Here is a 21,743-nt window from a genome sequence, read left to right as displayed (position 1 = left end):
CCGTTTAGGACTTCTCGCCAGGCTGCTCGTCACTGCCTAGCGCACGGCGCAAGCCCTTGATGGCGCCTCCCAGGTCGCTGCCCAGGCCACGCAGGCGCTTGGTGCCGAACAGCAAGGCAACGATCAGCAAAATGATCAGCAATTGCCAGACACTGATTCCCATGGTCCTCTCCTCGATTAATGGTGTGCGTGGACGTCATGGCCGGCTTCGGCAGCCTGGCTGTCGGCTTGCTGGCTCATGGGCGCATGCCCATGTCCCATGGCGGCGCCCTGCTGCAGCAGCTCAGCCGTGATGTCGTCGATGCGCAGCACCTGACCGCCCTGCATCTGCGCGAACTGCTCGGCAGCCGCCTGCTCGGCAAAGGAAGCCAGCGGCACACCCATCGCCCCCTGCAGGTTGGGCGCTACCACGTAGTAAGCCGTGCTGGCGTCGATCAGGTGCTCATCATCGGGAGCCTGCCAGTCGCTGCGCGCCATGTCATGCACAAACATTTTTGCCGTGGCCAGGCGGTTTTCCGGCTGCAGCCACCAGCCAAACATTTCCGCACTGGAACAGAACTTGCGCACCGCGCCACGCTTTTCCACCGCCTGCCCTTTGGCTCCGGGGAACTCTTCGATGATCATGCCGCAGACATGGCATTCATCACTGTCATGGATGGCTACCGGCACGATCTCGCGTACCTCTTCGGCTTTTTCCCCACACCCGGCCAGCAGGCTGGCACCCAACAGACACGCGGCCAGCGCCGCACTTTTTGCCAGATTGATTTGCATCGTCATCACCTTACACCCAGGAGAATTCACAATTCGCGGCGGCGGAAGGCCAGAAACGCCAGGCCCAGCGCCAGCCCCGCCCAGCCCAGCAAGCACAGCCAGAGCAGACCGTTGCCCACCGGCAGGTCACTGCCCAAAGCCATCACCCCAACCATGCTGCTGGCCCCCTCGAAACCGGCCAGGTTGATCAGGCGGAACACATCGGTGGGGTTGAGCAGCAGCAGCCAGGGCAGCAGTTCGGGATTGAAGCGCCCTTCGCTGAGCACCAGGATCGCCAGCAGGGCCAGGTCGAAGACCAGCACAAAGACGAACCACACGCCCAGCGCCAGCCCGGCTGCGCTGGATTTTTCCTGCACCAGGCTGCTCAGCAGGTAAGCCAGGGCGATGAACACCAGGCCCAGCAGCGTCGACGACAGCATGAAGCGGGCAAAGGCCCAGACCAGCATGCCCAGCTCGACATCGGCGACCAGCACGGCGATGGCCAGCGCTGCGCAGCCGAAACCGATCAGCGTCGCCAGACCGAGGATCAGCCCGTGGCCGATGAACTTACCTAGCAGGATCTGCGCACGACTCAGTGGGTAGGTGAGCAGCAGCAGCAGCGTACCGCCCTCCTCCTCGCCGACGATGGCGTCATAGGCCAGCAGCAAGGCAATCAACGGCATGAGGAAGGTCGCCAGGCTGGACAGGCTGGCAATGGTCGCCGGAATCGAGGTGAACCCCACCTGCCCGGAGGCGGCTGCGCCCAGCCAGGCGATACCGGCGGCGAGCATGGCGAACAACAGGCTGATGGCCAGCAACCAGCGATTGCGCAGGCCGTCGCTGAGTTCCTTGCGGGCGATATTCCAGATCTGATTCATCACGACTCCCCGGCAGGTGCGGTGCTTTCGGCACGCTGCATGTAGTAGCAGTACAGGTCCTCCAGGGACGGCTGCTGGATTTCCACGTCCGCGACCTGCCCCTCGCCCAGCAACTGACGCAACAGGCCCAGCTTGTGACCATTGTGCGCCGCCACCTCAAGCAAGCCTTCGGCACTGCTGCTGGCACTATGCCCGGCCTCGCTGAACCGTGCCTGCCAGTGCTGGGCCTGGCTCAGCCCGCTGGCGCGGATCAGCGTGGGCAAACCGGCCGCGGCACGCAGGCTGGGCAAGTCGCCCACCGCCTGCAGGCGTCCGTTGGCGAGAATCGCCGCACGGTCGATATAGCGCTCCACCCCCGGCAGTACGTGGGAGCAGAGGATGATGCTGGTGCCCTGGCTGCGTAGTCGCTCAATCAACTGGTAGAGCGCCTGGGTGGCGATAGGGTCGAGGCCCACGGTCGGCTCGTCGAGCAGCAGCAGGCGGGGCGTACCCAGCAAGGCCTGCGCCAGCCCGAGGCGCTGACGCATGCCCTTGGAATAGGTTTTCACCCGACGCCGCGCCGCGCCAGCCAGGCCTACCTGCTCGAGCAACTGATCGACCTGCCGCTGCTCCGCTCCCTTGAGACGGGCAAAGTGACTGAGGGTTTCCCGACCGCTTAGCTGCGGGTAGAACGTCACGTTCTCCGGCAGGTAGCCAAGCAGACGGCGTACCTGGGCATCGCCCGGCGCGCCACCGAGCACCCGTACGCTGCCTTCGCTGGCACTGAGCAGGCCGAGAATCAGCTTCATGGTAGTGGTCTTGCCCGCGCCGTTGTGGCCGAACAACCCCAGCACTTCACCTTCACCGAGGGTCAGGTCAAGATCGTGCAGCACCTGCATGCTGCCGTAGCGCTGCTGGACGCGCTGGATTTCCACTGCATTCATGGTCGGGTTTCCTTGGCTGCCGGCAGCAGTTTTTCCGTCGGCATACGCATCAGGGGGTGGCTGTCCTGCACGCCCGGCGACTTCATCACCGGGAAGGCTCGCTGCACCCAGCGCAGCATTTCGATACTCGGGCTGTTCATCAACAGACGCACCTGCGGGTACATCCACAGCAGGCGATCGACATTGTCGTTGGGCTCATAGGGCACGTCGCCCAGGCCATCGCCGTTGCGATCCCAGCCCAGGTAGTCGCTCCAGTAATTGCCACGCCCATCAATAGACCACTCCTGGGTACGCATGGCGACGTATTTCACCTGCTGCTGGTTGTCGATAAAGCTGTTGAGGGTGATGCGGTTGTCTTCCGAGCCGGCGGTCAGGTGAATACCCAGGCCACTGCGTTGGAAATGATTGCCACGAATATCGTTGAACAGCGTGTTGTAGATGAACAGCGCCTTGCCTTCGGCGCCACTGATCATGCTGTCGCCGTCGGTAGAGCCGCTCTGCACATCGCTGACGTAGTTGTCGTAAATGCGCGAATAGGTGATGTAGTTCATCAGGATGCCGTAGTTCTGGTCGAACTCCGAGCGATTGCCAACCACCGTCAGGTTGCGGCTGGACATCAAGGCGAAACCGGTCCGGGTACGCCGGGTGATGTTGCTGATCACCGTGTTGTCATTGGCGAACATGTAGTGCACGCCATAACGCAGGTCTTCCAGCAGATTGTTTTCCAGGTGGTTACCGTGGGATGTATCGATATAAATGCCATCCCGCGCCTCGCGTACGGTATTGCCGAGAATCCGCGCGCCTTTCACGGAAAACAGGTGGATGCCGTTACCACGGTCCTGCGAGCGCACGCTGGCGTCGCCGGTAATCTGGTTATCCAGCACCTGCACGTCACGATTACCATCCAGCCAGATGCCAAAACCACGGCCGCGTATCTGGTTGCCCCGTATCACGCTGCCATCGGCACCTCGGCCGACGAAGATGGCCGAGTCCATCTGGGTGAGGTCATGGCCCCAGTTTTCCAGGGTACAGCCCTGTACGCGCACCTGCGGTGCCTTGATCAACAGGGCGTGCCCTTTTCCCTGGGCATCAATGCGCGCGCCTGGCGCACACTCAAGGCTCAGACTGCTCTCGATATGGAACTGTCCGAAATAATCGCCGGCAGGCAGCTGCCAGCGATCATCACCCAGCGCCTGCAGCGGCAGCTCGGTGATCGCGCGCGACTCGGCCAAGGCCGACGCGCTGAAAAAAAGAGGCATGCACAACGCCAGCAGGCGCAGGCGAGTCGCCGAGAAAAGCTGCACGAAATTGTCCTTAGCTAGCCAGAGAATTGTTCCTGCCCGTCTGCTGACGGGCAGGAACAATAGACACTAAGCCTCCCGGCTGCCCCGTCGCACAAGCAACGGGACATCCACAGGCAGGACTCAGGCCGGCTCTACCAGCATGCGGCCAACCATCTCCATGTGCAGGGCATGGCAGAACCAGCTGCAGTAGTACCAGTGCAGACCCGGCTTGTCGGCCACGAAGGTCACCGAGGAGGTCTGCTGCGGGCTGATTTCCATGCTCACACCATGGTTGACCATGACAAAGCCGTGCGACACGTCTTCGATCTGGTCGATGTTGGTGACAACCACAGTAACTTCATCACCCTGCTTGACGGTGAACTCCTGCACGCCATAGCTGGGTGCCATGGAGGTCATGTAGACACGCACCTTGTTGCCGTCACGGATAACCTTGTTGTCGGTCTCCAGGTTGATGCCGTCCTTTTTGGCCATCGCTACGGTGCCGGCGAAGAACGGATCGTTGCGCTCCCAGATTTTCTTGGTCTTGACCTGATCACGGCGCGCCATGATGCAGTCATGCGGCTCGGCATAGGTCGGGCCGTCGTGCACCAGCTTCATTTCCTCACCGGAAATATCGATCAGCTGGTCATTCTCCGGGTGCAGCGGGCCGACTTGCAGGAAACGGTCCTTGGAGAATTTGCACAGCGCCACCAGCCATTTGCCATCGGCCTCGCTGGTTTCACACAACGACGCATGGATGTGTCCCGGCTGGTAGTGCACATCGAGCTTCTGCTTAATGTAGTTGACCTTCTCGCCCTTGTAGGCACGCACAGCGTCAGCCATGTTCCACTTCACCACCTGGCTGTCGATGAACAGCGTGGTGTAGGCATTGCCGCGGCCGTCGAAGGTGGTATGCAGCGGGCCGAGGCCCAGCTCCGGCTCGGCGGCGATGGTATCGCGCGGATCCTTGAGCTTGCCGGCAAACAGGTCAGGCAGCTTGGCGATCTCGATCATCGATACGGTCGGCGACAGCTTGCCGTTGGCGATGAAGTATTTGCCATCCGAAGAGGTATTGCAGCCGTGCGGGTTCTTCGGCACCGGGATGTAGCGGGTGAATTCGCTGTCCTGGTCGCCTTTCTTGCGACCATCCAGTACTGGCACCTTGGAGTCGCCCAGGGTAATGAACTTGCCGGCCTTGACCGCTTTCTCGGCAGCGTGGATATCGAATACCACGACCCAGTCGCGCTCGTTGCGCATCATGCCACCGAGGTCGTAGGCCTTTTCCGAGTTGTAGCAGGTCGCAGCGGCGAAGCGCCCGGTGTAGTCGGCATCGGTGTTGTCGAGGTTACCGTCGACGATGATCTGGAAGGCCACTTCCATTTTCTCGGCGTCGATGACGTTGTACATGGTGTAGCTGTTTTCATGCTGCAGGTCGAAGATCTTGCCGTCGTTCGGGTGCGGGATGACGAATTCGGCGTTGGCGAACACGTACTTGGTGTAGGGCACCTTCTGCAGGCGCAGACCGTGAATGGCCTGGCAGTTGGGGATAGTGATCATCTTGTCGCACTTCATGATATCCAGGCGGATACGTGCAACGCGGGTGTTGGCCTTGTCGTTGATGAACACATACTTGCCGTCGTACTTGCCGTCGGTCATCGAGATGTGCGGGTGGTGGCAGTCGCCGTTGAGGAACTTGGCGCTCTCGCCCATGATCGCCCGGCTCTCGTTGGTGATGCCCCAGCCGGTAGCCGAATCGACGTTGAATACCGGAATACGCATCAGCTCGCGCATCGACGGGATACCCAGTACGCGCACTTCGCCCTGGTGGCCACCGCTCCAGAAACCGATGTAGTCATCCAGTTCACCGGGGGCCACATGGTATTTCAGCTTGGCATCCTTGACCGCTGCCGCCCAGGATTCGCGGCTCATCACCGCCGAACCCAGACCCGCAGCCCCCACCAGGGCAGCACCGGCACCGGTCATGGCTGTGGCGCCGAGGAAGCCACGGCGACTCAGGCCGGTTTTTTCCACCTCGTTCTCGGGTTTCTTGCTGTTAGACATGGTGTTTCTCCTTGGGAAGGGGATTTTTCTTTCTCGTTATTAAGTGCGCGGATCCATCTCGACTACCGGGATCAGCTGCGGGTCGGCCGGAGCCGCCTTGTCGCGCTTTCGCTTCTTCTGCTGGGCGATAAGCGGGGGACACTTGTGCTCGTTGTGGTAGGTCATCTGGCAATCCAGACAGTAGTGGCACTCGTTGGCATTGATCCGTCCATCCGGGTGGATGGCCTGGATCTCGCATTCATTGGCGCACAGCTGGCAAGGCTGACCGCACTCCTTGCGGCGCTTCAGCCAGTCGAACAGGCGTAGCTTGGTCGGTATGGCCAAGGCTGCCCCCAGCGGGCAGATATAGCGGCAGTACACCTTGCGGGTGAAGATATTGATCACCAGGAGCAGCACGGCGTAGGCCACGAACCACCACTCACGACCGAACTTCAGGGTAATCGCGGTCTTGAAGGGTTCGACCTCGGCGTAACGCTCGGCCGTGGCCAGCGATTCCAGGGAGATGCCGAACAGCAACAGCAGGATGATGTACTTCACCGCCCACAACCGCTCATGTACGGCGAAGGGCAGCTCGTACTGACGAATCTTCAGCTTGCGTGCAGCCTCGTTGATCAGCTCCTGCAAAGCACCAAACGGGCACAGCCAGCCACAGAACACGCCACGCCCCCAGAGCAGGATGCTCCCTGCGGTGAACACCCAGAGCATGAAGATCACCGGGTCACTGAGGAACAGCTCCCAGCGGAAGTCCTGCATCACCGCATGCACGAAGGTCAGCACATTGACCACCGACAGCTGCCCCAGGGCATACCAGCCAATGAACACCACGGTGAACATCAGATAGCCTCGGCGCAACCAGTGCAGGAAAGCCGGATAGCGGGTAAAACGATCCTGCAGGAACAAAATGGCCATCAGCAGCAACAATGCCGCGCCCAGCACGGCCACCTGGAAGCTCTTGGCATACCAGATGTTCACCCACATCGGCCGATTGGCCTCCTCGATGGCTGCCAGTTCTTCAGCCGTAGGCAGTGGCCGCTCGATATAGTCCTCAGGGATCTGGTAGGACATCTCGAAGCTGGTGAACACGCCATCCACAGGACCGGTCTGGCGACGCACCAACAGCTCCAGCGTCCAGTCCGACCCCGGATCGAAGGCATACTGGTTGCGCACGATGAAAATCGCTTTCTCGGCAAACGCCGGCATGCCGTCCAGATAGACATCATCCAGGCGCTGAAAATCGAGATCGCGGAAGCTGATCAGGTCACCAAACTGGCGCAGTTGTACGCGGTCGAAAATCCCACCACGCACATAACCCGAGCCCTTGAAGGAATACAGCCCATTGCCAAGTACCGCGATGGCCTGCTCACCCTCTTTCAACTGCCCCATCAGGTAGTCGTACTGGCTGTCGCCAAGCAGATTGCGCCCGATGGTCGGAGCATTGAGATGCGCCACATACAGATCGATGAAGGTGTCATCTTTCTGCTCGGCACTTGCCTCATCAATACCTTCGGCCTCACTGCCAACAAAGGCCTGGTCGATCTGCCCACGGGTCAGCAGCAGCCGGCGAATCGCCCCATTGCCGGTCAGGGTTGTCCAATCGCTGGGGCTGTAGACATCCTGGCGAATCGTGGCCGGCTTACTCTTGATCGCGGCATGCGCCTCGACCAGTCCCAGCGACACTGCCACTTTATGCGCGGCACGCATCACGGTCTCGCTGAGTACCATGACCGTCACCGTGGCCCCCGTCACCGCATCCACAGTCACTGCATTGGGATCACTGGAACGCCCCACCACCACGCGCTGGTTGACACCGATGCCGGTGTACTTGGCAGAGAACTCATGCAGTTTCGACTCGGGAATACCGGTCAACAGGATCGGCTCATGGTGCTCAAGCACATAGGCATCCTGGATGATCCCCTGAGGATCCAGCACCACCTGCATATTGATCGGCTTACCCGAATAAGCCGGCAAATCGATCACCGACTTACTCTGAAAGGCGTAGCCCAGTACGTCCTCCCCAGCCTTGAGGGTACGTACGGCAAACTCGCCCGCAGGCTCGGAGATACTGGTCAGCGCCGGGAAGGCAACCAGCATGCGCTCACGCTCTAGCGCGCCCGGTGGATCCGCAAGGGCCTGCTGCATCCCCGCCAGCACCAGCCCCCACACCAACAGCCATCTTATGGATAGCTGCAACCCTGTACCGACTCGCCCGTGGCTGAACATGAGAATTCTGACTTGCCCGTTAAGATGCGTGCATGGTTACCGACTAACCTTAGACTGCCCTTGACCCTGGTCAAGAAAGAGTTTGTGCGGCGCTATACCGCACCCACTATGCGCTCTCAATGAGCATCGCTAAGCGACTGAATGCACAAAGAAAAAAATTTGCCCGCCAAGGTTGACAGCGCACAAGAGCAAGAGAATAATGCGCGCCACAAATGGCAACGTAGCTCAGTTGGTTAGAGCACGGCATTCATAATGCTGGGGTCGGTGGTTCAAGTCCACTCGTTGCTACCATACAAATCAAGGGGTTAGCGAAAGCTAGCCCCTTTTTGTTTCCGGCACTGTCCGCAGAGTGTCCGCATCTTGACCAGTCAGCCGAGCCAACGGGGACAGCAAGAGAGCCGTTGAAAAATGATCAGGCGCAAGGTGCGAATAGCGCATGGTCATCTTAATGTCGCCGTGACCCAAGATACGCTGAAGGGAAAGGATGCTACCCCCACCCATCATGTAATGACTTGCGAATGTATGGCGCAGAATGTGGGTAAGCTGCCCTGGCGTGTGCAGACCACTACGCTCATAAGCCTTGCGGAAGGCGGATCGACAGGAACCAAAGAGCCTACCAGCACCAGGTAGGCCACGGGACAGAATGAGGCGCTCCAGGTCAGGCGGAATAGGTATAGAACGATTGGAACCATTTTTGGTACCAAGGAACCTAACCTGGCCATTGCGAACATGAGGACGAGTCAACGATTCAGCCTCATCCCATCGCGCACCAGTAGCCAAGCAAATCTGAGCAACAGGGAGCGTGTGACTGTTTGAAGAAGCAGCACATTCAGCCAGCAAAACACGACACTCATCCAATGTAAGAAAAGCACGCTCAGACTCATCAACCTTGAGCTGGCGAAGCTTGGCAAGTGGGTTTTCGTGATGCCATACGCCAAGCCGGATCAACTCATTAAAAACCGACTTTAAATAACGATGCTCATGATTGACCGTTGAAGGCGTGCACGTCTTGAGGCGATTCGTACGATAACGACCAAAATCCAATGCAGTGAAGCTGGACGCAATAGGATTGCCCAAAGCCTCAACAATGGCCATGGTACGGCTGAAGCGATATTTATCCTTAAGCGTAGAGCCGTGAAGCTCTTGCCATATTTCAACCAAGTCAGAAAGACGCTCACCAGGATCACGGCCACGCTGTTGATACTGGCGACGAAGATCAGAAACCCACCGTTCAGCCTCAGACTTAGTACGAAAGCCGCGCTTACGCTTACGAATGCCCGCAGAGTAATCAAGCCAAAAATCAACATCCCAACCGCTTGAACCCTTGAAGATCATACGGCCCGCCCCCAACGAATATGCCGATCCTCAAGAAGGCTTTTTATATGCTTATAAATATCAAGCTCTGACATGCCTTTAGAAGAATAATGATCACGGATAACAGGCCAGCATTCCCAATCCTTTAAACGATCAAAAGCCTTCTTAGCACCAACACGCTCACGAGCAACAAGGCTTACAAAATTACCTAAGAAAAGCTCAACATTCTTGCCAGAAAATCCGCGTGATGTTTTGTATTGGCGCTTATATTCAGTGCGATCAACCAGGGAATCAACGGGCAAATCAACACGGACATCATCACGAATGAGTGTCCAAAGAGGATCAAAATAACCAGGACGAGCCAAAAGCTTAAACTGGCGAAGGCCATAACGCCAAAGGCCATCAAGGTGAGCAGAGAAGTCAGCAAAAGAGCTAGTCTTAAGAAGCTCCCCTGTATGAACATCAACGGAGCCTGATGCAAACTGCTGAATAACAGAATGATGAAAGCGCAATTCAATACGCCAAACATCAAAATCAGGATTATAATTTTGAGGATCAGAAGGGTCTAAACTATCACGACGCCGCCAGACCTGTTCCCAATAATCAAGCTTATCAATAGCACGGGCCTGCTCAGTTTTGTTATAAATGGAAAGCTGAATACCACTAGCAGAACCAAACATTGAAGTTTCACCACGACCATAAATACTTGATTTAGTGGCCCAAGAAATCTCACTAATGCCAGAAATATCACGATGAGTACGGGCGCGACAATGCATACGAGAAACAAGATCAGAAGGAGGCAACCAGCCCTGTAAATCCAAAGCCAAATGAACAGCACACTGATTGCGCTCAAGGCTAGTCAAAATGCAATCAGCGTAATAATCAAGTCGCTGCTGAAGACGACCAGGACTGAAAGCATCAATAGCATGTGGCGAAACCTCAATTTTCAAATGAGGCCCGACAGTATCAATCTTAGAATTAAAATTCTTTACAAGAAGAATTAAACCGAGATCAGCATTCTGCAATTTATATTGATAACCGGAGTCTTTACTAACACGACCGGAATGCCAGCGCTGGCCAGCGAAATCAACAATAGAACCGGGCTTATCAAAAAGGCACATCACTTCAGGACGAATAAGGCCACGATATAACTGACGGACTGTATCAACACCACAGGAAAGAATCTTAACCCTTGAAAGATCGACAATCTGAGCATCACGAGGATGCACAAAGATACGACCTACAGGCGACGGAAGAGCATCTAAACCGATGCGGACATAATCCTTGATCTGCATTTTTCAAATTTCCCAAAATTGACAGCTTTTGACGCTTTCGAAATCAGTTTATCTGACGTGTTCCAAACATAAGGCCACCCATTATGCGAAGCCAAAGAATCAATCAGTAAAGCGAATGAAGCGATCAGGCGCGGTACGGCCAAAAAACCTATAGAGGCGCATTTTCCAGCGCTTAGGCGGCAACCAATAACCTGAAGCGTCAGGTTTAACGTATGACGGGCGTTTTTGTTTCATATCAGTCCCTCATTATCCTTGATCTGCATTTTTCAAATTTCCCAAAATTGACAGCTTTTGACGCTTTCGAAATCCGTTTATCTGACGTGTTACAAGGACGTCAGTCGCGCTTGTAGGGCGCGGCGCTCGCAGGCTCAAGCCGCGTCCCTACAAGCGCAACATAGCAGAGAATCACCATAGGAAACGTTCCTTTTCATAAGGGACAACATTAACCGCTGTACCAGGAGAAGGATCAGCAGAAGGCGGAGAGTCGAAGCGTGGACGGTCAGAAGGAGGCGAAGCATTTTTTGCCAATAGCTCACGATCAGGCCGGGCATGATCAAAATACCCTCTATTAACAGCATTCTGACAAAACGAAAAAGAGGTTTTGTACCAGGTGCCTTGCTGGGTATAGCACTCGCACATATATGAACGATCACCAGCAGAGACAACACGATAGCGACGCTTGTTTCGTTCAATATAAGAAGGATCAGAAGACATAACACAAGAAAGCTTAGGGTAAGTTTTAGGCTTGGTTAGTTCGTCATATATGGGAGCAGAAGAAGGAACATCAGGTATCCTTGGCGTATGAATGGCAATATATTGATCAGGCGACAAAGGAGACTCAGACGACGAAGCAGGCTTAATGATATTAACAACAGATTCCTTGACTTTATCCACAGAAGAAAGATCAGCAGAAGAAACAGAACCTTGATCTATTTGAGAAGCCTGCGAATAACGATCATAAGCACGAAATAAAAGAAAACCAGCAGCAAAGATAACACAAAGAGCCATTATCATCTTTTTAGGTGGATTAAATCTAAAATGATGATCAGCCTTAGAGCTTGAGTAAATATCAAAAAACTTTTTATCAAGCTTAATATGCCGCTTATCCGCATCCTTAAAGCTTGTCTTTAGTTCAACCTTCTCAACAACAGCCTCAGACTCAAAGCGTATAACCTGAGTAGACTTAAAAACGCGCCAATAGTGAATGTGATGATTGCAAAGACGACGCAAATGAACATCAAGATAGCGCGGGTCTTGTGTAATTAAATGAACCTCAAACCCATCATGCCGCATAACCTCAAAGCGCGTAATATGTTCAGGGGGGCGCGTTCTATCATCGCGCTTGCCAAACCAGCCCTGAGCCTCATCAACAACAATAATAGAATTTTGCGGAAGCTCAAACCACTTCAGAGGATCATCAAATTCAAACCAAGAAGCACGCAACTTATCCGTCTGCAAATCACGAATGTTATGAAAATAAACAGTGCGACCCTCCTTAAATGCCTTTTGATCAACCTCCTTAATAGAATTTAGGGTTTTGCCATGACCCGGCTTACCTGTACGAATAACCAACATAAGAAAGCCCCTCCCTAAGCTCAAGCATCAATAGAGGTGCCACCAGGAGCACGCCAAACTTGATTGCGTTTACGATCCTGTACCTTATCAAGACCGGCAATAATCATCCGAGTAGTAACGGCAGAAATCATGATATTTATGGCAACATCGACTTTAGCAAGGCCAAGGATCATTTGAATATCAATATTCCCCCTGCTCATATTCGAGGTAATGTAATCAACAACAAGAGAGATTAAAGCGTTAAAGCCAACATAAGTAACAAATCCGACACCAAGAACGCGAAAAACAAAATTTATTAAAGGCCGCGCAAAAAACACCAAAACTTGTAAAGCCCAAAAAAATTGCATCACTGCCCCCCAAATGCCCGACCGACATAAACAGCGAAAAAGACACCAGCAGCCACAACAATCAAATAGCTCAAATCAGTAGCAAATTGACAAAGCGGGTCAAATTCAAATTGAAAAGAATGGCCACCAAAAGAACGCAAATTAACAACTTTAGGCTGAGGACAACCAGAAGAAGGAAGAAAGCGAGTGCCTTGATTAAAAAGCTCACCAACATTTATTAACTCATCATCCTGGCCTTTAAAATCAGGATGCTGAAAGAATTTTCCAATATCATCCTTAACTTCTTTATCAAAAACCTCCCTGTATTCAGAGTTACAGAATTGCTCTTTAGCAATACGGGCTTGAGCGCAGGCAATAGCATCACCAGTGCAAGAAAACTGTTGGGTACAGAGAAGACCGGAAACCTCACCACCTGGAGTATCACCGCCGCCCGTATCGCCGCCGCCTGTATCACCCCCGCCCGTATCGCCACCGCCTGTATCACCGCCGCCCGTATCGCCCCCGCCCGTATCGCCGCCGCCCGTATCGCCGCCGCCTGTATCACCCCCGCCCGTATCGCCACCGCCTGTATCACCGCCGCCCGTATCATCTTTTGTACAACCTGACTCACCAGACGAATAACCAGGAGGGCAAGGAGGCAGAGTAGGAGGAACAGGAGAATCACCAGTTGAGCAAGTAGAACCAGTTTGTTGCGCGTTCCACTCGCAAAAGACCTGATGAGGATTGCCATCATCAGGAAACGAAAAGCAGGAATTAACAGGAGGAGAAGAGGACTCAACAGAGCAGCCAGCAGAACACAACGGCCAGGGAGGCAAAATAGCGGAGGATTGCGGAACCTCACCAGTTGCAGGGTCACGCATGCCAAAAGGCCAAGTTACAGAATCAGGTTTACCAGAGACACAAGCATCACCGTAACGAACTCTAGAAGAAACACCATCACTAGACGAAGCAGCAGAAGAACCCTTCATACCGTCAGAGCGCTCATAACGATAAATGCAAGAACCGTCAGACACACCCTCAAATGTATGAGTAACAGAAAGCCCGTTAATAACTTTTTGCAAATTTGGAATGACCGCAGTGCAAGCCTCAGTAGAGTTAACGTAAAAAACATCAGGCCCAGTTATGTCATTAGTAACAGGACGAGAAGCAAAGGCAGCACAAGGCAAAAGCAAGATAAAAAAGAAAACGCGCATAGCTAAACCCGCCCAAAAAAAACAGCCCAAGCAGCAGCGGCAGTTACCAGCAAAACAAACCATTCAAGAGTCATAACAAACACCAAGAAAAGAAAACCCCGCCGGAGCGGGGTTAGTCTTGCCCGGCACGGACGTGGCGAGCAGGCTTACAGGGCGCGGCGCATATACTTGAACGCAGCAGCAGCAACCAGGACGCCAAACACGGCCCAACCGATAGTGCCGACATCAGCACCGGCAGTAGTGAGCGCAGTGGTAGCTTCAGCCGGTACAGCAGCAAATGCAGAAGAACCGATCAGAGCAGAACCAGCAGCAACCGCGCCAGTAACAACACGCGAACGGGCAAACATAGTCTTCAGTTGTTTCATTTTTTCAAACCTCAGTGCAGGAGTTTTTTAAGAACCAGGAAGCCAAACACAAGTGCAAATAAGGTAATAACCTCACCCTGCAATTCAGCCACATGATCCCAAGTTAACGCAGTACCATAAAGGGACTGCATTTCCTGCTCACTCATAGAAACTAAGGTGCCAGTACAAACGGGAACACCGTTAGCATCAGCAACCCAGCCACTAGAGCAAGCAAGGAAATTCACGGAGCCACCTTATTCAGGCTTGGCAGGAGTGCCAGCAGGCTTAGCGGACACATGAGAAACAGACGGCTTCTTAACAGGATTAAGAGCCAGGGCAATCATTTTCCCGGCATTCTTAGAACCACGATCAATATCGAAAGTTACTTCGATCTGCTCAAGCGGATCAATTCCAGCGCCGAGAGAAAACAATTCATCAATAACATCATCATGAATAACCATAGACAAAACAGAAAGGCCAACATCCGTTTTATTGTCCGGCTCATCACCGACAAAAAGACGGGCATTCTTGACGTTATCAAATTCAGTTTTCTGAATACCCAGGAAAGCAAAGTTTGCAGTAGCACGTGCCATTTTCATCACCTCACATTATGCGCGATTTGCGCTAAATGACTTAAGCAAGACGCAGAACACCAGGCAGCAAGTGTTTTTAATTACACAAAGACCGCCAAGAACAAGCGAAATGCCAAGCCGCTAATTAGTCCGCCTAAACCAAGGGCCACGGCCCTTGTAATCCCGTTTCGCCACCTTAACCAGGCGCTGCATGCAGCACCTGGTCAACCTGGCGACCTACTAAGTTTTGAGTCGAAAAAATCAAAATCCTGCTGAAACTGATAATTGAGAGAAGCAACCCTGGCGCAGGTAGTACCGCCACAAAAAGAACCGCCACACTCACACTTCAAACCAGTAGGCGAAGAGGTAAAACGTTGAGCCTTTCCACAGTCCTGACAAAGGAAGAAATCACCGGAAGAGGCATCAGAGGGTAAAGATTTAAATTTTGAGAACGGCTTTTTAGCTTCAACAAGAAGAAAAACACAGAGAAGCTGAATAAAGAAAACAACAACAAAAACAATGGTCAAACCAAAAATAAGATAAACAGATTCAAAAAACATAACTCACCCCAACTATTCAAAAAGAGGGACGTAAGGTGTTGGCTTGCCACTGTCGTAAATAACGTGCCAATAACGAGGAGCGCGGAGGCTTGGCTTGTGTTTCGCGCAAGGAGAAGGCCGGGTCACATACCAGCGCCCAGCTTCCTGAGACAGGCGCACGGGGAGGCACTGGTTGCAAAGTAACGGCAGGTACGTATTGCTTGCGGCCTGACTTTTCGACCAGCAGACAGAGCAAGCGCAATCCACGGGGTGAGGCAGGCGCAGGTATCGATTCAGGGCGCTCATGAGACAACACCTGCGCCTGTTGCTTTTCCAAAGCAGCAGCCCTTTCGCGTTGCCACAGTTGATAAGAAGAAATGACAGGCCCGGCATTTTGAGGGCAAGGGAACGGCTTACCTGAATGCTCCAAAGCATTAAAAGCGACGGACTCAACAAGGCAACGCTGCTCAAACGTAAAAACCTGAGCCGCGACCAGGGCATTAACAGCGCCAAGGACTTGCCCTATATAAAACTGACGCATGCCGGCATCAGCCGAAAGGCGAAGCGAACACAGAGAACGAAGAAGCTCTTTCAGGCAACTATTCATCTGCATAATCCCCCTGAGCAAAAACAGTCTTGCCATTGGAAAGATCAGCGGAACCCTTACCAAGGGCAAAATCATTACAGGAATCACAGCCGCAGAAGTCACCACCGCAGTTACAGCGCCACTGACCAATATGTGAGGACTCAGAGTAAGGGAGAACCTGTAAGCAGTCCTGGCAGAGCATAAGAGAAGGAAAATCACTCATCTGCATAATCCCCCTGAGCAAAAACAGTCTTGCCCTTGGACAGATCAGCACGAAGCTGAGCAAGGTTTACAAGACGGGGACGGCCCATCTTGACGCTGGGGACAGTGCCGGTTTGCATCCAGCTAGTGACCGTATCCTCAGTGACACCCATCATCATTGCGAACGTTTCCTTGCTGCAAAGCAGAGCATTGCGGCAATCCAGGTAGACAACGCGCTTGCCGTCGAGATCAAAGCTCACATCGAACGGAGGCTGTTCCAGGTGTTGTGCGGCCATTCCCTATACCTACCCTCGAAATACTCATAAACTGTCGTTAAAGGGTGTTTCGCGTGACGAAATATTCGTCACATGGCCAAATGATACATGACGAAATATTCGTCGTGTCGAAATATTCGTCAATCCTTTAGACGGATTTGGAATATGGAAGATAGGCTAAGAGAGGTTGTCAGGCATATAGGCCCGTCAAACCTGGCCAAAAATACGGCAATAACAAATCGCCGTAGATGGCAGACAGTGGCAACAGACATTAGAACAAGCACAAGGGTCGAAGACCTTTCTGAACTTTTGAAGGCATATCCGCAGTTCGAGCTTTATATAATCAGGGGCGAAATAGACCCAGCAAAAGGACAAATAAGCCCGGCATATGTCGAAGCAGACTTAAATTTAGCAGCACAAAAAACGGGCAGCAGATAACAGCAGTAGTGGCCCGACGCTGGTTTACAAGGAAGTGAAGATATGGAACGGGAAATTTGGAAGGTTTTAATTACAGCAGCCGGAATATGGGCTGTATGGACAATGACTCAAGGAATAGGACAGTACGCCCAGGTAAGATCAGGACTGGAAGAGCAGTCAAAGGAAGTGTCCGCAAAAGGGCAAAACACTATAAACAACGATCACCTGCGACAAGATCAAGCACCTGAAAGCCGCATTTTTACTGGTAACGACACGCAGCGACAGTAAAGGCATTATTTTCATAATGCTGGGGTCGGTGGTTCAAGTCCACTCGTTGCTACCATACAAAACAAAGGCTTACCTTCGGGTAGGCCTTTGTGCTTTTGGGGTAGTCACTACAAAGTGACTACCCCTTGCCTACATCGCTCCCCAAGGCCTTCAGCGCCGATCTCAGCTTGAACCGTTGACGCTAACAGGCCCCAGGGCGATTGCTGCTAGCCGACTGCCCGCAGCGGTTCGATCTCATGCTCAATCTCTTCGCCGGCCACCGCATACGTAGTCGCCAGGGCGTATTCCGTCTGCAGATTCATCCAGAACTGCGCGGACGTGTCGAAGTAACGACCCAGGCGAATCGCCGTATCGGCAGTGATCCCCCGACGCTCCCGCACAATGTCATTGATGGTCGGAGCCGACACATGCAGAGCGCGAGCCAATGCAGCCGGGGTAATTCCCAGCGGCTCAAGGAACTCTTCGCGCAGCACTTCACCAGGGTGAACGGGGCGCATGCCGTTGATTGCCATGTTCCACCTCCTCAGTGGTAGTCGACTATTTCTACTTGGCTTGGGCCGGAGTCAGTCCAAACAAAGCAGATCCGCCATTGATCGTTAATCCTGATGCTATGTTGGCCAGCGCGATCACCCTGTAACTGCTCCAGCCGGTTACCCGGTGGCGAGCGCAGATCCCGCAGTTCAACAGCCGCATTCAGCATCGTCAGTTTCCGTGTGGCCACGTTAAGAACGTTAGCCCAGCGCCTTGAACTCCCTGAGTCGAACAGAGCCTGGGTTTCTGCACATCTGAAACTCAGGATCACGCTTTAATCCTTAACGTTAAGCGTTAATGTGATCATACCCCGCCCCACTCAAGCTGTCACGCTGCCAATCTGAGCACGCGGAGATAAGCGCAATGCAGACTCCAAGTGACCAGGCGACAGGTGCGCGTAACGCATGGTCATGGTGATTGAGGAATGCCCCAGGATCCGCTGCAGGCCGAGAATGTCGCCTCCGGCCATCATGTAATGGCTGGCGAAGGTACGCCGAAGAATGTGGGTCATCTGCCCCGGAGTATCAAAGCCGCAACGCTGGTAGGCACTGCGGAATGCCGAGCGGCAGCACAAGGCAGGCCCCTTTTTATTGGCCGGCAGGAACCTGCTCAGCCACCCCGTCACCCTGCCGTGACGGGGTGGCTGTACCTCGGCCTAGCCGGTCACCCGGCGCCACAGTGCACGGCCTATAACGCGTACCTTATCGCGCGGCGTGAAGCGCTTGAGGGTGGCCTTGACCACGCCTTCGGTAAAGCGCGTGCGCTTGCTGTAGTCGATGCGCACATCCACCAGAACCGGCTGCCCGGCCTCGGCCAGCTGCATGGCCTGAGCGATACCGGCGGCACACTCGGCATTGCTTTCGATACTCAGGAAGGCCGCACCGGTGGCTTCGGCCAGTGCGGCCAGGTTGAGCGGCTTGAGCACCGTGCAGGTCTTGCGGTTGTAGGGAATTTCCTGGGCCTGGGCGATCTGCGACAGCTCGCCGTCGTTGAACACAAACAGCGGCACGCCTAGCTGCAGACTACTGGCGGTGACCAGCTCCAGTCCGGTCATGCGCAGCGCACCATCGCCCACCACCCCAACGACCTGTCGCTGTGGATTGGCCAGCTTGGCACCGATGACGGCCGGCACGCAGTAGCCCATCGCATTGAAGTCACTGGGCGAAATGAAGCCGCGCGGACCGTGGATAGGCAGCAGCTCGGCAAGCAGGAAGGTGTGATTGCCATCATCGGCCACCACCAGCGCATCATCGGCCAGCTGTGCGCGCAGGGCCTGACAGAACACGGCCGGATTGACCCGGCTGCCGCTGTCGTGCTGCAGCCACTGCTGCAGGTAGGCGGCCTTGTCACGGGCAATCTGCGCCGGCAGGCTGCTGCTGCGCGGCTGGCCGAGCAACGCGCGCACTTCACCGAGCAGGGCGGGAATAATCAGCGCAGCATCACCTGCCAGGCACAGGCTGGCGGGGAAGTTGGCATTGAACACCTGCGGGTTGATGTCGATGTGCAGCAACTGTTCCGGCACCGGCATGCTGTAACTGCCGGTGGGGATTTCCGAGAAGCGGGTGCCTACCGCCAGCAGGCAGTCACATGCCACGAAGGCCTGCTCGGCAGCGGGCACGGCATAGGCGCCGAAGCCCATGCCGACATGCAGGGGATGGTTGGCCGGGAACGCACTCAAGCCCTGCAGGGTGGTACAGACCGGCGCGCCCAGCCATTCGGCCAGCTCGATCAGTTCGCGCTGGGCAGCCATTGCCCCCCAGCCGAGAAACAGCCCGGGATGACGCGCCGCAACCAGTTGCCGGGCCATCTCGCGGAGGGTCTGCTGGTCGGCCACCGCTGCCGGAGGCGCCGGCTGGAACAACGGCATGTCCTCAACCTCGCCGAGGAAATTGCCGATGTTGTAGGGCAGTTCGACAAACACCGGCCCCGGTTCGCCACCTGTGGCGATGCGGTAGGCCTCGTACAGCGTGGGAATCACCTCGGCATGGCTGAGAATGCGAAAGGTCGCCTTGGTGATCGGCTTGAGCAGGGCATGCTGGTCGATATCGTGCAACTGGTACTGCCGGCCATTCTCGCTATGGATACCGCCGGAAATGATCAGCATGGGAATGCCATCCAGCCCCGCCTCACCGATGCCGCTGGCGGCATGCGTCACCCCGGCTGCCGGGACGATCACCAGCGTGCCGATACGCTGCCCGGTGCGGCTGAAGGCGTCGGCCATGAAGGCCGCCCCGCACTCGTGGGCGACCAACACCGGCTGGATGTGTGGCGAGGCGTTCAGCTCGTCATACAACTCGGTGTTGTGCACACCCGGAATGCCGAAGGTGTGGCTGACGCCCAGTTGCTCCAGGGCAAAGCGCGCCAGTGCTGCGCCGGTTTTCTTCATGGGTCGGTCCTCGCTTGTCATTATTGTGCCGGACGGTTGGCGATGGCTTGCGCCGCTCGCCGGCCGTTGAAGATGCAGTTGGAGAGAAAGGTGCCTTCCAGCGAACGAATACCGCTGATGCCACCGCCGCCAAACCCCGCGGCCTCGCCAGCGGCATACAGCCCGCGGATTGGCTGGCCCTGGGCATCGAGCACCCGCGACTGCAGGTCGGTCAGCATGCCACCCATGCTCTTGCGGCTGATCAGCCGGGTACGGATGGCGATCAGCGGCCCGGCCTTGGGATCGAGGATCGCCTGGAAGCGGCAAGTACGCAGGCGGTCACTGCGCCATTGCCGCAACTGCTGCAGGCGGCGCAACTGTTCATCATTGTGCAGCGCCGCCCCCCGCGCCAGCATGGCATCGTAGCGCTGGATATCAGCACGCATGGCCGCCAGGTCCAGTCGCCCATCGCCGGCCAGCTCGGCCATCTGTGCAGCCAGCGCCTCCAGGCTGTCGGCGGCCAGCACATCCGCACAGGTGTCGATCAACTCGTGCACCAGCGCCTGGTTACCCGTCAGGGTCTGCCAGAGCAGACGCAACAGCTTGCGGTCACGGAACAACGGATTGGCATCGGTACCGGATACCGCCAGTTCCTTGATGGCAATCCGCCAATTGAGCAGTTGCCAACCGTACTGCCCGGGCAGATGGCCAATCCGTTTGCACAGGTCATGGGTATCGAAGCCGGTCACCAGCGGCTGCGGGCCGATGCGTCGGCCACTGGCATCCAGCCAGAGCGCCGAACGTGCCGGGATCAGACTGATGCCATGCGCCGGGAAGCGCGGTTGCGGGTGGGCAATGCCGGCAGCGTAGTTCCACATCTGCCCCAGCCGCACCACCTGGCCGCCCAGGCGCTGCACTTCGCCATGCAAAGCACCGTCGGCACGCGGATCGGTGCCGTTGAGCAGGTTGTCCGGGCAGGGTCCGTAGAGCGGGTCCCAGTGACGCCGCACCAGTTCCAGGTTGCCGTTGATGCCGCCACTGCACAACACTACCTGCTCGGCCGCCACGCTGAAGTCACCGTCCGGGCCGCGCCCCTGGCAGCCGACAATCGCCCCGTTGTGTTGCAGCAGGCGCTCCACGCGGTGTTCGAACAGGCTACGCAGGCGCTCAGCCGCGGAGTGTTCGAAGAGCTGCCGCACCAGCGGCTGGACAATGCCACGTCCACAGCCCCAGGCCACGTGATAGCGCGGCAACGAATTGCCATCGCCGTGATTGCCCCGTTCCACCCACTGCACCGCCGGAAAGAAGCTAATGCCCCGCGCACGCAGCCAGTCGTAGATGTCCGCCCGGTTGCGCTCGGCGTAGGCCGCCGCCCAGCGCTGCCCCCACAGGTCTTCCTCGGCAAAAGCAGCGCTGCGCAGCCAGTCATCCAGCAACAACTGCGGCGAGTCATGTACGCCGTTGCGCCGCTGCTCCGGGGTGTCGCACAGCAGCAATCCGCCAAAGGCATCATTGGCCTGCCCACCGCACTGACTGCGCGGCGCGCCATCCACCAACAGCACGCTACGCCCCAGATCCAGCAACTCCAGGGCCGTGGCAATACCGGCCAGGCCGGCACCGATAACCAGGGTGTCACAGTGGTATTGCTTGCTCGACATGACCGCTTCTCCTGTTGCTGCGCAGAGAATAGGCAGAGAACCGTCATGCAGCCTGACATTTTACGAAGCAAAGGCTGACATTTTACGAATACGCAGGCACGCTGGAGCACCGCACACCGAGCCACACG

General features: G+C 55.6%; 24 protein-coding genes, 1 tRNA gene and 1 pseudogene. 3 read left to right on the top strand and 23 right to left on the bottom strand.

The window, feature by feature from the left end:
* Positions 1-4: 4 nt before the first annotated feature.
* The 7 genes from tatA to nosR form a co-directional block, all read right to left on the bottom strand.
* Positions 5-163: a twin-arginine translocase TatA/TatE family subunit gene (gene tatA / locus CW360_RS07145; RefSeq protein ID WP_101193223.1), complete on the bottom strand. Its 159-nt coding sequence runs from the start codon at positions 161-163 to the stop codon at positions 5-7.
* Between the two features lie 14 nt (positions 164-177).
* A complete protein-coding gene (locus CW360_RS07140) occupies positions 178-771 on the bottom strand; it encodes a nitrous oxide reductase accessory protein NosL (protein ID WP_101193222.1) in 594 nt (197 codons plus the stop codon).
* 26 nt (positions 772-797) lie between these two features.
* Positions 798-1,628 (bottom strand): ABC transporter permease, encoded by an 831-nt coding sequence (locus tag CW360_RS07135; RefSeq protein ID WP_093985201.1) that lies wholly within the window; start codon positions 1,626-1,628, stop codon positions 798-800.
* Entirely contained in the window at positions 1,628-2,551 is a 924-nt protein-coding gene (locus CW360_RS07130; protein ID WP_101193221.1) for an ABC transporter ATP-binding protein, read from the bottom strand. Before CW360_RS07130 ends, CW360_RS07135 begins: the two co-directional genes overlap by 1 nt.
* Positions 2,548-3,810 carry a nitrous oxide reductase family maturation protein NosD gene (locus CW360_RS07125; protein ID WP_101193243.1) on the bottom strand — a complete coding sequence of 421 codons (1,263 nt, stop codon included), beginning with the start codon at positions 3,808-3,810 and terminating at the stop codon, positions 2,548-2,550. The genes CW360_RS07130 and CW360_RS07125 overlap by 4 nt, the downstream gene beginning before the upstream one ends.
* A gap of 165 nt (positions 3,811-3,975) precedes the next feature.
* On the bottom strand, positions 3,976-5,895 hold the full coding sequence (nosZ, locus tag CW360_RS07120) for a TAT-dependent nitrous-oxide reductase (RefSeq protein WP_101193220.1): 1,920 nt from the start codon (positions 5,893-5,895) through the stop codon (positions 3,976-3,978).
* Positions 5,896-5,934: 39 nt separating this feature from the next.
* Complete coding sequence (gene nosR, locus CW360_RS07115) at positions 5,935-8,115, bottom strand: transcriptional regulator NosR (protein WP_101193219.1); 2,181 nt, start codon at positions 8,113-8,115, stop codon at positions 5,935-5,937.
* A gap of 214 nt (positions 8,116-8,329) precedes the next feature.
* On the opposite strand from nosR, the gene CW360_RS07110 reads away from it, so the two are divergent.
* Positions 8,330-8,406: transfer RNA gene (locus CW360_RS07110), tRNA-Met, on the top strand.
* Positions 8,407-8,430: 24 nt separating this feature from the next.
* On the opposite strand, the gene CW360_RS07105 is transcribed toward CW360_RS07110, so the two are convergent.
* The 11 genes from CW360_RS07105 to CW360_RS07060 form a co-directional block, all read right to left on the bottom strand.
* Positions 8,431-9,450 (bottom strand): phage integrase, encoded by a 1,020-nt coding sequence (locus CW360_RS07105; protein ID WP_101193218.1) that lies wholly within the window; start codon positions 9,448-9,450, stop codon positions 8,431-8,433.
* Positions 9,447-10,724: a hypothetical protein gene (locus CW360_RS07100; protein ID WP_101193217.1), complete on the bottom strand. Its 1,278-nt coding sequence runs from the start codon at positions 10,722-10,724 to the stop codon at positions 9,447-9,449. The genes CW360_RS07105 and CW360_RS07100 overlap by 4 nt, the downstream gene beginning before the upstream one ends.
* Before the next feature lie 405 nt (positions 10,725-11,129).
* The gene (locus CW360_RS07095; protein WP_101193216.1) at positions 11,130-12,299 is read right to left on the bottom strand and encodes a zonular occludens toxin domain-containing protein; all 1,170 of its coding nucleotides are present in this window, start codon (positions 12,297-12,299) and stop codon (positions 11,130-11,132) included.
* 20 nt (positions 12,300-12,319) lie between these two features.
* Positions 12,320-12,646, bottom strand: a complete 327-nt coding sequence (locus tag CW360_RS07090) for a DUF2523 domain-containing protein (RefSeq protein ID WP_101193215.1) — start codon at positions 12,644-12,646, stop codon at positions 12,320-12,322.
* Positions 12,646-13,839, bottom strand: coding sequence for a virulence factor TspB C-terminal domain-related protein (locus tag CW360_RS16760; protein WP_157825262.1), 1,194 nt, complete (start codon positions 13,837-13,839; stop codon positions 12,646-12,648). The genes CW360_RS07090 and CW360_RS16760 overlap by 1 nt, the downstream gene beginning before the upstream one ends.
* A gap of 146 nt (positions 13,840-13,985) precedes the next feature.
* Entirely contained in the window at positions 13,986-14,204 is a 219-nt protein-coding gene (locus CW360_RS07080) for a major capsid protein (protein ID WP_170307367.1), read from the bottom strand.
* An 11-nt stretch (positions 14,205-14,215) separates the two neighbouring features.
* Positions 14,216-14,428: a hypothetical protein gene (locus CW360_RS07075; protein ID WP_101193213.1), complete on the bottom strand. Its 213-nt coding sequence runs from the start codon at positions 14,426-14,428 to the stop codon at positions 14,216-14,218.
* A 9-nt stretch (positions 14,429-14,437) separates the two neighbouring features.
* Positions 14,438-14,776, bottom strand: a complete 339-nt coding sequence (locus tag CW360_RS07070) for a hypothetical protein (RefSeq protein ID WP_101193212.1) — start codon at positions 14,774-14,776, stop codon at positions 14,438-14,440.
* A gap of 203 nt (positions 14,777-14,979) precedes the next feature.
* The gene (locus CW360_RS16755; protein ID WP_157825261.1) at positions 14,980-15,315 is read right to left on the bottom strand and encodes a hypothetical protein; all 336 of its coding nucleotides are present in this window, start codon (positions 15,313-15,315) and stop codon (positions 14,980-14,982) included.
* Positions 15,316-15,327: 12 nt separating this feature from the next.
* On the bottom strand, positions 15,328-15,600 hold the full coding sequence (gene pflM / locus CW360_RS07065; RefSeq protein ID WP_101193211.1) for a lysogeny maintenance protein PflM: 273 nt from the start codon (positions 15,598-15,600) through the stop codon (positions 15,328-15,330).
* 495 nt (positions 15,601-16,095) lie between these two features.
* Positions 16,096-16,377, bottom strand: a complete 282-nt coding sequence (locus tag CW360_RS07060; protein WP_101193210.1) for a DNA-binding protein — start codon at positions 16,375-16,377, stop codon at positions 16,096-16,098.
* Between the two features lie 144 nt (positions 16,378-16,521).
* Between CW360_RS07060 and CW360_RS16950 the strand changes: the two genes are divergently transcribed.
* Together CW360_RS16950 and CW360_RS16750 are read left to right on the top strand one after the other, a co-directional pair.
* Positions 16,522-16,794, top strand: a complete 273-nt coding sequence (locus tag CW360_RS16950) for a DNA-binding protein (protein WP_101193209.1) — start codon at positions 16,522-16,524, stop codon at positions 16,792-16,794.
* Positions 16,795-16,836: 42 nt separating this feature from the next.
* On the top strand, positions 16,837-17,061 hold the full coding sequence (locus tag CW360_RS16750) for a hypothetical protein (protein ID WP_157825260.1): 225 nt from the start codon (positions 16,837-16,839) through the stop codon (positions 17,059-17,061).
* A gap of 206 nt (positions 17,062-17,267) precedes the next feature.
* On the opposite strand, the gene CW360_RS07050 is transcribed toward CW360_RS16750, so the two are convergent.
* From CW360_RS07050 to CW360_RS07030, 5 genes and pseudogenes are all read right to left on the bottom strand, one after another.
* Complete coding sequence (locus CW360_RS07050) at positions 17,268-17,573, bottom strand: HigA family addiction module antitoxin (protein ID WP_093985205.1); 306 nt, start codon at positions 17,571-17,573, stop codon at positions 17,268-17,270.
* An 11-nt stretch (positions 17,574-17,584) separates the two neighbouring features.
* Entirely contained in the window at positions 17,585-17,863 is a 279-nt protein-coding gene (locus tag CW360_RS07045) for a type II toxin-antitoxin system RelE/ParE family toxin (protein ID WP_101193208.1), read from the bottom strand.
* Between the two features lie 48 nt (positions 17,864-17,911).
* A pseudogene (locus CW360_RS07040) lies at positions 17,912-18,166 on the bottom strand (tyrosine-type recombinase/integrase); the annotation flags it as partial.
* Positions 18,167-18,247: 81 nt separating this feature from the next.
* Positions 18,248-19,978: a thiamine pyrophosphate-binding protein gene (locus tag CW360_RS07035; protein WP_101193207.1), complete on the bottom strand. Its 1,731-nt coding sequence runs from the start codon at positions 19,976-19,978 to the stop codon at positions 18,248-18,250.
* 20 nt (positions 19,979-19,998) lie between these two features.
* On the bottom strand, positions 19,999-21,615 hold the full coding sequence (locus CW360_RS07030) for an FAD-binding dehydrogenase (RefSeq protein ID WP_101193206.1): 1,617 nt from the start codon (positions 21,613-21,615) through the stop codon (positions 19,999-20,001).
* Positions 21,616-21,743: the final 128 nt, after the last annotated feature.

The sequence above is a fragment of the Pseudomonas fluvialis genome (genome assembly GCF_002835605.1).
Taxonomy (GTDB): domain Bacteria; phylum Pseudomonadota; class Gammaproteobacteria; order Pseudomonadales; family Pseudomonadaceae; genus Aquipseudomonas; species Aquipseudomonas fluvialis.
This window is presented reverse-complemented; position numbering and strand designations above follow the sequence as displayed.